Genomic DNA, 12,043 nt, shown 5'->3' with positions numbered 1-12,043 from the left:
GGTGGCGGCCCACGCCACTGCCCGGGGCGCACAAGGGGAGACGCACCATGCGATCGCTACGCCGAGCTGTCGTCACGCTGTCGACAGCCTTACTGGTCTGGCCATTTGCCCAGGCCAATGCAGGGCCGCCCGGCGCCGAGGCATCCGCCACGGCCAGCGCGGTCGCGGGCAGTGATTCCGGCGCAGCCACCGCGGTGGCGGGCGCAGCGGCCAGTGTCGCGGCGATGACGCCGGACCAGGGCCAGAAACCGAACATCTTCGGCACGGCGGCCAGGGCCGTGGCGACCCAGAAGCTGGACGACGTGCGCGGCGGCGCCGAAGTGGTGGTCAACGACATGCGCCTGCACGGCACGGTTGGCGACAACGCCGCCGTCAACACGTTCTCCGGCAGCAACATCGTGGCCGACGGCTCGTTCTCGAACGCCGCGGGGTTGCCGACGGTAATCCAGAACTCCGGCAACAACGTACTGATCCAGAACGCGACCATCCTCAACGTCCAGTTCAAATGATCATGCGCAGCCTGCTGGGAAGGGCCGTCCTGCTGGCGGCGGCGCTGGGCGGCATCGCCAGCGCCCACGCCGACACGATCCGCGTGCCCGGCGACCAGGGCAACTCGTACTACGTGCCGGTCACGAGCCTGCGCGAGGCGCGGTTCCGCACGACCATCCGGCAGCAATACGACTTCAGTTGCGGCTCGGCGGCCGTGGCCACGCTGCTGACGTACCAGTACAACTTTCCGACGACCGAGCAGACGGTGTTCGCGAACATGTACGTGAACGGCGACCAGGCCAAGATCCGCGCCGAGGGCTTCTCGCTGCTCGACATGAAGCGGTTCCTGGAGTCGCGCGGCTTCCAGGCCGACGGCTACGAGCTGCCGCTATCGAAGCTGGAGGAAGCGCAGATCCCGGCGATCGTGCTGATCGTGGAGAACGGCTACCACCATTTCGTCGTGGTGAAGGGCGTCAAGGGCAACCGTGTCCTGATTGGCGACCCGGCGCGGGGCACCCGCGCGCTGGAGCGTGACTACTTCGAACGGATCTGGGACAGCAGCCTGCTGTTCGTGATCCACAACCGGACCGACCAGGCCCGTTTCAACCAGGCGTCGGACTGGCGGGTAGCGCCGACCGGGCCATATTCCACAGGCGTGCCGCGAGACAGTCTGTTCTTCACCGTCATGCCCAAGCATGGCATCTCTGATTTCTGAGCTGAGGAACATCATGGCCCGAACCACCGATTCACCCCCGCCAAGACGCAGCGCCGGCCATGCCACGGCCGCCGTGCTGTTTGGCGCGGGGCTGGCCTGCGCGGGACACGCCCAGGCCAATACCGAGAGCCTGGCCAGCGATCCACCGGAGCCGGCCAGCCATGCCGACGTGGCGGTGGCGATGGCCGTCGACATGACGGCGCTGCCGGCCGCCGTGGAACTGCCCGCGGAGCGGCCGGCCGATGTGGCCACCCAGGCAGAGGCCGTCGTACCGACCGTGCCGGGCGTCATGACGGCGCCCGCGCATGCGGTGCTGGGCGCGCTGCCCAAGGCCCAGCCGGCGCCGGCGCGCGTGTTGCCGGTGGACAAGGCCAGCGTGGCGAAGCACCACCCGGCGCAGGATCCGCTGGCCGCCGCCATGACGCTGGCCACGCGCGAGCCCGTCAAGCCGGTGTCCGATGCCCGCAAGCAGATGGCCGGCTGGAAGCCGGTGGCGGAGGCGCGGCTGGAGGAATCGCGCGGCGGCTTTGACGCCGGCGGCCTGCAGGTGGGCTTCGGCATCGACCGCGCCGTGTTCGTGAACGGCGCGCTGGCGGTATCCACCAGCATCACGATTCCCGATATCAGCGCGATCACGGCCGCGCAGGCGGCGCAGCTGGCGCAGGCGCTGGGCCATGTCACGGTGGCGGTGAATGCCGCCAACAGTGCGGCCAACGCCGCGGTGGCGTCGGCGCAGGCCGCCGCCGCGGCGGCCCAAGGCGCGGCGGGACAGGCCGGGCAGGCCGCCACCACGGCCGCCAACGGCGCCGCAGCGGCGGCCCAGGGCGCGGCGGGCACGGCCAGCAGCACGGCCAGCGCTGCGGCGGCCGGGGCCTCGGCAATTGCCGCCGGTGCATCGGGCGCGGCGCAGCAGGCCGTGGCCAGCGCCGGCACCATCGTCACCAACGGCCTGCTGACCGTGATCCAGAACGGCGCGGGCAACTCGGCAAACATGGGTGCGGTATCGAACATGCCGGGCACCGTGATCCAGAATAACCTCAACAACCAGAACATCCAGAGCCTGATGACCCTCAACGCAAGCGTGAACACCCTGGCGGCGTTCCGCTCACAGATGGCAAACACCGCGTTGAACAGCGTCATGCAAAGGTCCGCGGCACTGAGGTAAATCGCGAAAGTCGTGAACGAACAGGTGCGGGCCCTGCGGTTTGCCCGCCGTCCCCGGGGGAGGAAGACGTCATGAAGAAGCGTTCGCTGCAGGGCATCGGCTATGCCGGATGCTCGATGCTGCTGTTGGGCGGCATGGCACAGGCGCAGACATCGCCGGATGCAGGCCCGCCAGCGGCCTCGCGGCTGGAAGCGCTGCAGAAGGAACTGGCCGTCCAGGCCCGCCAGCTAGAGGAAATGCGGCGCGCGCTGGCCGAACAGCAGGCCACCATCCGCGAACTGCGCAACACGGTGAACAGCGACACGCTGTCGCACAAGCGCGGCGGGCAGGGCGCGGGCGTGACCGGCGGCAACATGGCCACCAATGCCGCCGCCGCGGGCGCGGCCGCCAGCGCCACCCAGATCAACAACACCGCGCAGCAGGGCGTGCAGGCCCAGCAGGCACCCGTGGCCGCGCCGCCGGACGCCCCGCCGCAGGCGCAGGCCGCCCAGCCGGGCGAGTCCGCCGCGGGCGTGGAGGAACCGGTGGGCCGGCCGCCCGAGCGCGAGACCCGGCCGCCCGAGATCGCGCCGATCTTCGACCAGCCCGGCGTGCTGACGCCGGCCAACAAGCTCGTGGTGGAGCCCAGCTTCCAGTACGGCTACTCGTCCAGCGACCGCGTGGCGCTGGTGGGCTACACGGTCATTCCGGCCATCCTGATCGGGCTGGTGGACGTGCGGCAGGTCAAGACGTCCACCTACATCGGCGCGATGGCGTTCCGCTACGGCATCACCAAGCGGCTGGAGATCGAAGCGAAAATCCCGTACGTGCATTCCAGCAGCGATACGGTGAGCCGCGAGGTCTTCACCGGTACCGCGTTCGACAACGTGTTCAGCTCCAGCGGCAGCGGGCTGGGCGACGTGGAGGCGACGCTGCGCTACCAGCTCAACTACGGCAACGAGAAGATGCCGTTCTTCATCGGGTGGCTGCGCTACAAGTCGAACACGGGGCGCGACCCGTTCGAGGTGGTGACCGACTGCGTCACCCGCTGCGTGAGCAACACCACGGGCACCGGCCTGCCGCTGGGCATGCCCACGGGCACGGGCTTCCAGGCCATCCAGCCGGGCGTGACGTGGCTGCTGCCGACCGATCCGGCCGTGTTCTTCGGCACGTTCAGCTACCTGCACAACTTTGCGCGCGACAACATCAGCCGCACCGTGCTGAACGGCGAGAAGGAGTTCCTGGGCAAGATCTCGCCCGGCGACATCTTCCAGTTCAACTTCGGCATGGGCCTGTCGCTGAACGAGCATGCGTCGTTCAGTATCGGCTACGACCAGAGCATCATCTGGCCAACCAAGCAGAACGGGCAGACCATCCCGGGGTCGGTGCGGATCACGCAGGGCACGCTGCTGGTGGGCTACTCGTACCGCTTCAACAACCGCTACACGCTGAACCTGTCGGTGGGCGCCGGGCTCACGCGCGACACGCCCGACCTGACCGTCACCGTGCGCCTGCCGATCACATTCTGAGGCGATGATGCGGCGCAACGTGACGTTGGAAATCCATGCGGTGCGGCACGCCGCGCAGTCGGCCGTTCGGTGCCTTGCGCTGGGCCGGCGGAGAGAGTAGAACGAACGAAACCGTCCCTGACGGATGACCCATGTTCCGGGGCGGCCTGACAGAGGAGGCAAGTCATGCGCAAACGGATCTTCTGGTTGTTGCCGGACCTGGCGAGCGCCCGCCGCACCATGGACGACCTGCTGCTGGCCCGCATCGAGAACCGCCACATCCACTTCGTGGGACGCGACGGCGCCGACATGACGGGCCTGCACGAAGCCAACCTGTTCCAGACCTCGGACATCGTCCACGCGGCCGAAATGGGCCTGATGGTGGGCGGTGGCGTGGGCATCGTGGCAGGCGTGGTGGTGGCGATGTTCCCGATCGTCAGCGATACCCCGCAGTGGGGCCTGGTCGGCGTGCTGGCGGTGCTGGGCGCGGTGTTCGGCGCGTGGGCATCGAGCATGATCGGCAGCTCGGCCCCGAACAGCCGGTTGCGCGTGTTCGAGAAGGATATCGAGTCGGGCAAGCTGCTGCTGATGGTGGACGTGCCGCGCGGCCGCGTGGAGGAAATCGAGACGCTGCTGCAGAACGCCCATCCGGAAGCCCGCTTTGCCGGCCTGGACCCCGCCGTCCCGGCCTTTCCCTGAGTTGCCCGTGCCGTGGGCCCCGGCGGCCCGCGTCCCGGCCTGATCCACGCGCCCTGACCGGCGCGCCTCGGCGCATGTCCCGTCATGCGCCACGCTGCGGCCACACCCGAAACGTCAACCGGACCAGTCCGTTCGCGGTGTGCTGCCGCAGCAACAGTTCCCGCCCGTCGATTGTTCCCCGATTTGAACAATTACCCCCGTTAAGGTACTTTTCGTGAGCCGCCGCGCGGCGCATCGGCCGATGCGCCAGCGCCTGCGCGCGGGCAGCTCAAGAACACTATTAAAGCCAGCGCTACTGGAGGGGTCACAATGAGGAACGCACGATACGTCGCGTGCGGCATGCTTGCCGCCGCGCTCGGGTTTGTCACGCCCATGGCGGCACACGCCGAACCGGGCATCACCAAGTCCACCATCCGGATCGGCCAGTCGGCCGGTGTCAGCGGCCCGGTCGCGGGCTCCGTCAAGGAGCAGATCGCCGGGGCGCAGGTCTACCTGAACCACATCAACGCCAACGGCGGCGTGGCGGGGCGGCGCATCGAGCTGCTGACCTACGACGACGGCTTCGACGCCAAGCGCACGCCCGACAACGTCCGCAAGCTGATTGGCGAGGACAAGGTGTTCGCGCTGTTCATGGTGCGCGGCACGCCGCAGAACGAAAGCATCCTGCCGATCATCGGCGCCGAGAAGGTACCGCTGATCGCCCCGCTGACCGGCGCCATCACGTTGCACCGGCCCGTCAACCGCTACGTGTTCAACGTGCGCGCCAAGTACCAGGACGAGGTGGCCCGCGCGATCAACCACCTGGCCACGTCGGGCATGAGCCGCATCGCCATCTTCTACGCCAACGACGGCTTCGGCCAGGACGTGTTCGAAGGCTTCAACACGGCGCTCCAGGCGCGCGGCGTGCAGCCGGCCGGCGCGGCGTCGTTCAACCGGCCGATGGGCGACATCGCACAGGGCGTGGCCACGCTGAACAAGGCCAACCCGCAGGCGGTGATGGTGATCGGGTCGGGGTCGGAGGCGGCGCGGATCATCCGCGAGATGAAAAAGGGCGGCAGCCAGGCGCAGTTCGTCACGCTGTCGAACAACGCGGCCGATTCGTTCATCAAGGACCTGGGCGAGGACGGCAAGGGGCTGATCATCACGCAGGTGGTGCCGGGGATGAATTCGAGCCAGATGAGCATCGCCAGCGAGTACCGCGGGCTGGCCAAGGCCCAGAACCAGGAGCCCAGCAACGCGGGCATGGAAGGCTTCATGTCGGCCAAGGTGCTGGTGGAAGGGCTGCGCCGCGCCGGGCCCGAGCCCACGCGCGAGAAGCTGGTGACCGCGCTGGAAGGGCTGCGCGATTACGACCTGGGCGGCATCCTGATCAGCTACAGCCCGGCCCGCCATACCGGTTCGTCGTTCGTCGAGATGTCGATCGTCTCGTCGACCGGCAAGCTGATCCGCTGAGGCCCCGCCGCGCCCGGCGGGCTGCGGTATAGTGGCCGCCATGGCGACGACCCCCGCAGTCCATCCTTTCTCTCTGGCCCGCCGCGTGGCCCTGGTCACAGGCGGCGGGCAGGGCCTTGGCCTGGCGATGGCCGAGGCGCTGGCCGATGCCGGCGCCCACGTGATCGTCTGCGCGCGCAGCCCCGCACGGCTGGACCACGCCATCGACCACCTGCTGGCGCGCGGCGCCAGCGCGGAAGCCCTGGCGCTTGACATCACCGACGAAGCCGCCGTTGCGCAGGCGTTTGCCGATCTCGACGCGCGGCACGGCCGGCTCGACATCCTGGTCAACAACGCCGGCGCCCGCCAGCGCAGCGGCATGGCCGACCTGGACGCCCAGGACCTGCGCGCGATGCTGGAGACCAATCTGGTGGCCCCGTACGCGCTGTGCCGCCATGCGGCGCGCAGGATGCACCAGGGCGGCTACGGACGCATCGTCAACGTGACGTCGATCGCGGGACAGGTGGCGCGTGCCAACGACGTGCTGTATCCCGCCACCAAGGGCGGCCTGGACGCCCTGACGCGGGCCATGGCCGCCGACCTGGGCCGGCACGGCATCACGGTCAACGCCGTGGCGCCGGGCTACTTTGCCACCGAGCCGAACCAGGCCATGGTCGACGATGAAACCGTGGCCGAATGGCTGCGCAACCGCACGTCGCTGGGCCGCTGGGGCCAGCCGGCCGAAGTGGCGGGCGCCGTGGTGTTCCTGGCGTCGCCGGCGGCGTCGTACGTGACCGGGCAGGTGCTGGCCGTCGACGGCGGCTATCTGGGCCACTTCTGAGCGATACGCTCACCGGCGCGCGCCGCGCCCGTAGTGCGCGCGCAGGCAATCGATCATCGCGGCGGACGCCGCCGAATCGCCGCGGTCCTTGAGCCGCACCAGGCAGATCTCGCGCACCAGCGCCGGCATCTGCATCGGCCGCACGGCCAGCCCCTCGCGGCGGAACTGGAACAGCGCCAGCGCCGGCACCACCGACACGCCCAGCCCGGCCTCCACCAGCGCCGCCACCGTCGCCAGGTGTTCCACCTCCATCACCCCATTGAGCTTCAGCGGATGCATGGCCGCATCCAGGTGCTGGCGCACGCTGCTGGTGCGCGATAGCTGGATGAACGGCAGGCCGGCCAGCGCCTGCGGGGCGATGCGCCGCCTGGCGGCCAGCGGATGATCGGCCGGGCAGACCAGGTGGAAGGTGTCGTGGACCAGCGATTCCACGCGCAGGTCGGCGTCCTGGGCCGGGGCCGGCGCCAGCGCAAAGTCGGCCTGGCCGCGCCGGACCATGTCGATGCAGCCATCGGCCAGCTGGTCGTACAGCGCCAGCGAGATGCCGGGGTAGCGGCGATGGAAATCGGCCATCAGCGGCGGCAGGTCGCCACCGGCCAGCGACGGCAGCGCCGCGATGGCCACGCGGCCCTTGCGGCGCTCGGCGTGGTCGCGCAGGTCCTCGAACGCGGTTTCGAAGTCGGCCAGCAGGCGGGTGGCGACTTCCTCGAAGCGGCGGCCGTCGGCGCTCAGGTCCACGTGGCGCGTGGTGCGCTCGAACAGCCGGCTGCCCGCCTGGTCCTCCAGCGTCTGGATCAGCGTGCTGAAGGCCGACTGCGAGAGGTGGCACGCCTGCGCCGCCCGGGTGAAGTTGCGATGCGTGGCCAGCGCCACGAAGGCGCGCAGGTGCTTGACCGAGAGGTTCGACAGCATGGCGGGGCGGGGGCGGAGGATTGATCTGGGAAGTCGATAGATTAATCCAAATAATCCGTTTTGGCGGGGCAGAAGCCGGCCCTAGAATGGGATCGCCGTTCACTCCTGCCAGACGCTGCCACGCCCATGACTGCTCCCCTGCTGATCGGGTCCGGCGCCGGATTCTCCGGCGACCGCACCGATGCCGCCCTGCCCGTGGTGCGCACGCTGATTGCCGCCGGCGGCCCGGCCGCGCTGATCTTCGAGACGCTGGCCGAACGCACGCTGGCGCTGGCGCAACTGGCGCGCCGCAACAACCCCGAACATGGCTACGAGCCGCTGCTGGACCACCTGATGACGCCGGTGCTGGGCCTGTGCCTGGGCCACGGCATCCCGATCATCGGCAACTTTGGCGCCGCCAATCCGCGGGCCGCCGCGCGGCGCATCGTCGCGCTGGCTGCCGAACTGGGGCTGCCACGGCCGCGCGTGGCGGTGGTGGAAGGCGACGACCTGTCGCATGACGCCGGGCGCGAGCTGCTGCGCGGCATCGTCGGCGACGCGTTTCCGGACGCGCGCTTTGTCTGCGCCAATGCGTACATCGGCGCGCAGGGGATTGCCGATGCGCTGCGCGACGGCGCCCAGGTGGTGGTCTGCGGCCGCGTGGCCGACCCGGCGCTGGCCGTGGGGCCGGCGATGGCGCACTTCGGCTGGGCCTGGGACGACTGGAACCGGCTGGCCGCCGCCACCATGGCCGGGCACCTGCTGGAATGCGGCGCGCAGGTCAGCGGCGGCTACTTTGCCGATCCCGGCATGAAGGACGTGCCCGACGTGCACGCGGTGGGCTTCCCGATCGCCCGGCTAGACGCCGATGGCGGCATCGAGATCTTCAAGGCGGCCGATACCGGCGGCTGCGTCGACCTGCGCACCGTCAAGGAACAACTGCTCTACGAAGTGCACGACCCCTGTGCCTACCTGACGCCCGACGTGGTGGCCGATATCGGCGCGGTCAGCGTCGAGCAGGTGGGCCCCGACTGCGTGGCCGTGCGCAACATCCGCGGCCATGCCCGCCCGGCGCAACTGAAGGCCAACCTGTTCCACCACGGCGGCTGGTTTGCCGAGGGCGAGATTTCCTATGCCGGCCCCAACGCCGCCGCGCGCGCCCGGCTGGCCGCCGATATCGTGCGCCGGCGCATGCAGATGCTGGGCTTCGACGTGGCGATCCGCTTCGACCTGATCGGCGTGCTGAGCGTGTTTGGCGACGATGCCGGAACGATGCTGGCGCCGCCGCAGGCCGGCGAGGCCGCCGCGCGCGACGTGCGCCTGCGGGCCGCGCTGGCCCACGAGGACCAGGCCGTCGCCCAGGCGCTGCTGCGCGAGGTCAACGCGCTCTATACCTGCGGCCCGGCCGGCGGCGGGGGCGTGCGCACGGCCATGCGCGCGCGGCTGAACGCCACGTCCTGCCTGGTGCCGCGCGATGCGGTGACCGTCCGCCATGCCTTTGTCGACGCCTGACCCCGGAGCCGCCATGAACACGACCCACACCGTGCCGCTCTACCAGCTTGCCCACGGCCGCACCGGCGACAAGGGCGACCGCTCGAACATCAGCGTGATTGCCTACGATGCGCGCGACTTCGACCACCTCGTGGCCCACGTCACCGAAGACGCCGTGCGCGCGCTGTTTGCCGCGCGCCGGCCCACGGCCGTCAGGCGGTACGTGGTGCCGTCCATCCAGGCCATGAACTTCGTGATCGACGGCGTGCTGGACGGCGGCGTCAACGACGCGCTGAACCTGGACACCCACGGCAAGGCACTCGCGTTCCTGCTGCTGGGCCTGCCGATCCCCCTGCCGCCGCGGCTCGCCGGCGGCACTGCATGATTGCCGAGCCGTCCCAATGTCAAAACGATTCGAGGAGACACAGATGTACGGAATTCGCAGGCCGCTGGCCGTTGCCGCCCTTGCCACGTTCGCGTGCCTGGCCCTGCCCGCGGGCAGCGCCTGGGCCGAGTTCCCGGACAAGCCGATCCGCTTTGTCGTGCCGTTCGCGGCCGGCAGCGCCACGGACCAGCTTGCCCGGGCCATCGGGCAGGCCGTCACGGTCGACAGCAAGGCCACTGTCGTGGTCGACAACAAGCCCGGCGCCAATGGCTTCATCGCCGCCACCGATGTCGCCAAGGCCGCGCCGGACGGCTACACGGTGCTGATCACCACCAACACCACGCACGCCGCCAACGAGCACCTGTTCAAGAAGCTGCCGTACGACCCGGTGAAGGACTACGCGCCGCTGTCCGCGCTGGGCCGGGGTGGGCAGATCATGGTGGTCAATCCGCAGGTGCCGGCCAAGACCGTCGGGGAATTCATCGCGCTGGCGAAGAAGGAACCGGGCAAGCTCAGCTTCGGCAGCGGCAGTTCGTCGTCGCGCATCGCCGGCGAGCTGTTCCAGCAGATGGCCCACGTGCAGCTTCTGCACGTGCCGTACAAGAGCAATCCGCTGGCAATCACCGACCTGCTGGGCAACCAGATCCAGATGATGATCACCGACACGGCCACCGGCCTGCCGCAGGTGAAGACCGGCAAGCTGCGCGCGCTGGGCGTGTCCGGCAAGGCGCGCTCGCCGCTGGCGCCCGACGTGCCGACCATCGACGAGGCCGGCGTCAAGGGCTACGAGATGAGCTACTGGTTCGCGGCCTACGCCCCGGCCGGCACGCCGCCCGCCGTGGTGACCAAGCTGAACCAGATGCTGGTGAAGGCGGCCAGGAGCGAGACGGCGTCGAACTTCTACAAGACCACGGGTACCGACATCTTCACCAGCACGCCGGCCGAGCTGGCCAAGTTCCAGTCGCAGGAATCGGACAAGTGGGGCCGCATCATCAAGGCGGCCAATATCCAGCCCGAATAAGGCCCGCAGAAACGGGTACGCCCCGGCAGGTGCCGGGGCGTTGCTGTTATGGCGGGGCGAGCCGGGCGTGCGGCGTCCGCGGCACATGGCCGCGCGCCGGTCCGGGGCGCCGGGCATGACATTCCCTTGACAGGCCAGCGGCTCGCTGGCGCGCGTTTTCGCCTAGAGTGATCGGAGGAAGCAAGCGGGAGACAGGCCATGGCACACGGATTTCGCGGGATGTCGCACGGGCGGCGCAGGGTGCTGATCGCAGGCGGCTGGAGCATGCTGCTGACGGTGCCGGCCGGGCATGCCATGGCGCAGGGCACGCGCGAGCCGGCGCGGTTGAAGATCGGCGTGGTCGGATCGGGACGGCTGGGCGGCGCCGTGGGCAGCCTGTTCGTCAAGGCCGGCCATCCGGTCATGTTCGCGTCGCGCCATCCCGAGGAACTGAAGTCGCTGGCCGATCCGCTGGGCCCGCTGGCCCGCACCGGCACGGTGGCCCAGGCGCTGGCCTTTGCCGACGTGATCCTGCTGGCCGTGCCCTACAGCGCGGTGCCCGAGGTGGGGCAGCAGCACCGCTGGCAGGGCAAGATCGTGCTCGACGCCACCAACGCCATCGCGGCGCGCGACGGCGCCATCGTCGACGAGGTCAAGGCCAACGGCATCGGCGCGACGACGGCCAAGTACCTGAAGGGTGCGCGCATCGTCCGCGCGTTCAATTTCACGGGCGCGGCGGAATTCACGCGGGAAAGCCACCGCAGCGGGCCGCCGATGGCGGTGCCGCTGGCGGCCGACGATGCCGAGGCGCTGGCCGTGGCATCGGCGCTGGTGCGGGCGGTGGGATTCGAACCGGTGGTGGTGGGCGGGTTGTCGTCGGCGGACCGGTTCGCGCCGGGGGGCAAGCTGTTCCGCCAGATGGGTACGGCCGAGGAATTCCGGCGCGCGATGGCGCAGTAGGCGGCCTAGCGGCGGCGCCACTCCATCGCCACCATCGAGGGCGTAAAGCCAAGCTGGCCGAAGAAGGCTGCCTCCGAGGACCGCGCCGCACGCAGGACCCACGTGATGTCGGGATCGTTGCCCATCACGTGGCGCAGCAGCGCGCGGCCGATGCCGCGCCGCCGGTGCTGGGGCGCGACCGCGACCATCGAGATATACCCATTGGAGATGTCGTCGCACAGGGCGCGTGCGAAGCCGATGACTTCGCCGTGCTCCACGGCCACCGCCACGCGCTGCGAGTTGGCGATGAGCTGGGCAAAGCGCTCGGGATTGCCGACCCGTTGTTCCCAGCCGTTGGCAGCCAGCAGCAGCCGGGCTGCCTCGATCTCGGCGGGCAACGGATTACGGATTTCCATCGACAATTCCTCCTGCGTGATTCCGGAGCGCATGCGAGCAGCCCCTCCGGAAGTGGGGGACGCAGAGCGGCTGCGCCGCGATTCGCGCGATGTA

Annotated in this window: 13 protein-coding genes; 11 read left to right on the top strand and 2 right to left on the bottom strand. The window is 69.7% G+C overall.

Going from position 1 to position 12,043, the window contains the following annotated elements:
* The first annotated feature begins 47 nt into the window (after window positions 1–47).
* The 7 genes from QTN24_RS20215 to QTN24_RS20185 all read left to right on the top strand — a co-directional run bounded on the left by QTN24_RS20215 (window position 48) and on the right by QTN24_RS20185 (window position 6,827).
* Complete coding sequence (locus tag QTN24_RS20215; protein ID WP_313839322.1) at window positions 48–509, top strand: hypothetical protein; 462 nt, start codon at window positions 48–50, stop codon at window positions 507–509.
* Window positions 506–1,204, top strand: coding sequence for a C39 family peptidase (locus QTN24_RS20210; protein ID WP_124685833.1), 699 nt, complete (start codon window positions 506–508; stop codon window positions 1,202–1,204). The genes QTN24_RS20215 and QTN24_RS20210 overlap by 4 nt, the downstream gene beginning before the upstream one ends.
* A 13-nt stretch (window positions 1,205–1,217) precedes the next feature.
* Window positions 1,218–2,369: a hypothetical protein gene (locus QTN24_RS20205; protein ID WP_313839318.1), complete on the top strand. Its 1,152-nt coding sequence runs from the start codon at window positions 1,218–1,220 to the stop codon at window positions 2,367–2,369.
* Between the two features lie 71 nt (window positions 2,370–2,440).
* Window positions 2,441–3,877 carry an acetate kinase gene (locus tag QTN24_RS20200; RefSeq protein WP_313839316.1) on the top strand — a complete coding sequence of 479 codons (1,437 nt, stop codon included), beginning with the start codon at window positions 2,441–2,443 and terminating at the stop codon, window positions 3,875–3,877.
* A 165-nt stretch (window positions 3,878–4,042) separates the two neighbouring features.
* A complete protein-coding gene (locus tag QTN24_RS20195; protein ID WP_124685836.1) occupies window positions 4,043–4,555 on the top strand; it encodes a DUF1269 domain-containing protein in 513 nt (170 codons plus the stop codon).
* A 309-nt stretch (window positions 4,556–4,864) separates the two neighbouring features.
* Window positions 4,865–6,007, top strand: coding sequence for an ABC transporter substrate-binding protein (locus tag QTN24_RS20190; RefSeq protein WP_124685837.1), 1,143 nt, complete (start codon window positions 4,865–4,867; stop codon window positions 6,005–6,007).
* Window positions 6,008–6,047: 40 nt separating this feature from the next.
* The gene (locus QTN24_RS20185; RefSeq protein WP_313839312.1) at window positions 6,048–6,827 is read left to right on the top strand and encodes an SDR family oxidoreductase; all 780 of its coding nucleotides are present in this window, start codon (window positions 6,048–6,050) and stop codon (window positions 6,825–6,827) included.
* Window positions 6,828–6,836: 9 nt separating this feature from the next.
* On the opposite strand, the gene QTN24_RS20180 is transcribed toward QTN24_RS20185, so the two are convergent.
* Complete coding sequence (locus tag QTN24_RS20180) at window positions 6,837–7,739, bottom strand: LysR family transcriptional regulator (protein WP_313839310.1); 903 nt, start codon at window positions 7,737–7,739, stop codon at window positions 6,837–6,839.
* 126 nt (window positions 7,740–7,865) lie between these two features.
* Here QTN24_RS20180 and QTN24_RS20175 point away from each other — a divergent pair, with 126 nt between their 5' ends.
* The 4 genes from QTN24_RS20175 to QTN24_RS20160 all read left to right on the top strand — a co-directional run bounded on the left by QTN24_RS20175 (window position 7,866) and on the right by QTN24_RS20160 (window position 11,554).
* Complete coding sequence (locus tag QTN24_RS20175; protein WP_313839309.1) at window positions 7,866–9,230, top strand: acyclic terpene utilization AtuA family protein; 1,365 nt, start codon at window positions 7,866–7,868, stop codon at window positions 9,228–9,230.
* Between the two features lie 13 nt (window positions 9,231–9,243).
* Complete coding sequence (locus QTN24_RS20170) at window positions 9,244–9,594, top strand: hypothetical protein (RefSeq protein WP_124685841.1); 351 nt, start codon at window positions 9,244–9,246, stop codon at window positions 9,592–9,594.
* A 43-nt stretch (window positions 9,595–9,637) separates the two neighbouring features.
* Window positions 9,638–10,615 carry a Bug family tripartite tricarboxylate transporter substrate binding protein gene (locus QTN24_RS20165; protein ID WP_124685842.1) on the top strand — a complete coding sequence of 326 codons (978 nt, stop codon included), beginning with the start codon at window positions 9,638–9,640 and terminating at the stop codon, window positions 10,613–10,615.
* A 198-nt stretch (window positions 10,616–10,813) separates the two neighbouring features.
* A complete protein-coding gene (locus tag QTN24_RS20160; RefSeq protein WP_409559063.1) occupies window positions 10,814–11,554 on the top strand; it encodes an NADPH-dependent F420 reductase in 741 nt (246 codons plus the stop codon).
* A gap of 5 nt (window positions 11,555–11,559) precedes the next feature.
* On the opposite strand, the gene QTN24_RS20155 is transcribed toward QTN24_RS20160, so the two are convergent.
* On the bottom strand, window positions 11,560–11,949 hold the full coding sequence (locus QTN24_RS20155; protein ID WP_124685844.1) for a GNAT family N-acetyltransferase: 390 nt from the start codon (window positions 11,947–11,949) through the stop codon (window positions 11,560–11,562).
* Window positions 11,950–12,043: the final 94 nt, after the last annotated feature.

Source organism: Cupriavidus sp. SZY C1 (genome assembly GCF_032190535.1).
Taxonomy (GTDB): domain Bacteria; phylum Pseudomonadota; class Gammaproteobacteria; order Burkholderiales; family Burkholderiaceae; genus Cupriavidus; species Cupriavidus pauculus_C.
The sequence above is the reverse complement of the archived record's forward strand: the minus strand, read 5'-3'. Positions and strand labels throughout refer to the sequence as shown.

Coding starts and splice junctions, on each gene's coding strand:
- QTN24_RS20215 (WP_313839322.1), top strand. CDS start 48: ATGCGATCGCTACGCCGAGCTGTCGTCACGCTGTCGACAGCCTTACTG.
- QTN24_RS20210 (WP_124685833.1), top strand. CDS start 506: ATGATCATGCGCAGCCTGCTGGGAAGGGCCGTCCTGCTGGCGGCGGCG.
- QTN24_RS20205 (WP_313839318.1), top strand. CDS start 1,218: ATGGCCCGAACCACCGATTCACCCCCGCCAAGACGCAGCGCCGGCCAT.
- QTN24_RS20200 (WP_313839316.1), top strand. CDS start 2,441: ATGAAGAAGCGTTCGCTGCAGGGCATCGGCTATGCCGGATGCTCGATG.
- QTN24_RS20195 (WP_124685836.1), top strand. CDS start 4,043: ATGCGCAAACGGATCTTCTGGTTGTTGCCGGACCTGGCGAGCGCCCGC.
- QTN24_RS20190 (WP_124685837.1), top strand. CDS start 4,865: ATGAGGAACGCACGATACGTCGCGTGCGGCATGCTTGCCGCCGCGCTC.
- QTN24_RS20185 (WP_313839312.1), top strand. CDS start 6,048: ATGGCGACGACCCCCGCAGTCCATCCTTTCTCTCTGGCCCGCCGCGTG.
- QTN24_RS20180 (WP_313839310.1), bottom strand. CDS start 7,739: ATGCTGTCGAACCTCTCGGTCAAGCACCTGCGCGCCTTCGTGGCGCTG.
- QTN24_RS20175 (WP_313839309.1), top strand. CDS start 7,866: ATGACTGCTCCCCTGCTGATCGGGTCCGGCGCCGGATTCTCCGGCGAC.
- QTN24_RS20170 (WP_124685841.1), top strand. CDS start 9,244: ATGAACACGACCCACACCGTGCCGCTCTACCAGCTTGCCCACGGCCGC.
- QTN24_RS20165 (WP_124685842.1), top strand. CDS start 9,638: ATGTACGGAATTCGCAGGCCGCTGGCCGTTGCCGCCCTTGCCACGTTC.
- QTN24_RS20160 (WP_409559063.1), top strand. CDS start 10,814: ATGGCACACGGATTTCGCGGGATGTCGCACGGGCGGCGCAGGGTGCTG.
- QTN24_RS20155 (WP_124685844.1), bottom strand. CDS start 11,949: ATGGAAATCCGTAATCCGTTGCCCGCCGAGATCGAGGCAGCCCGGCTG.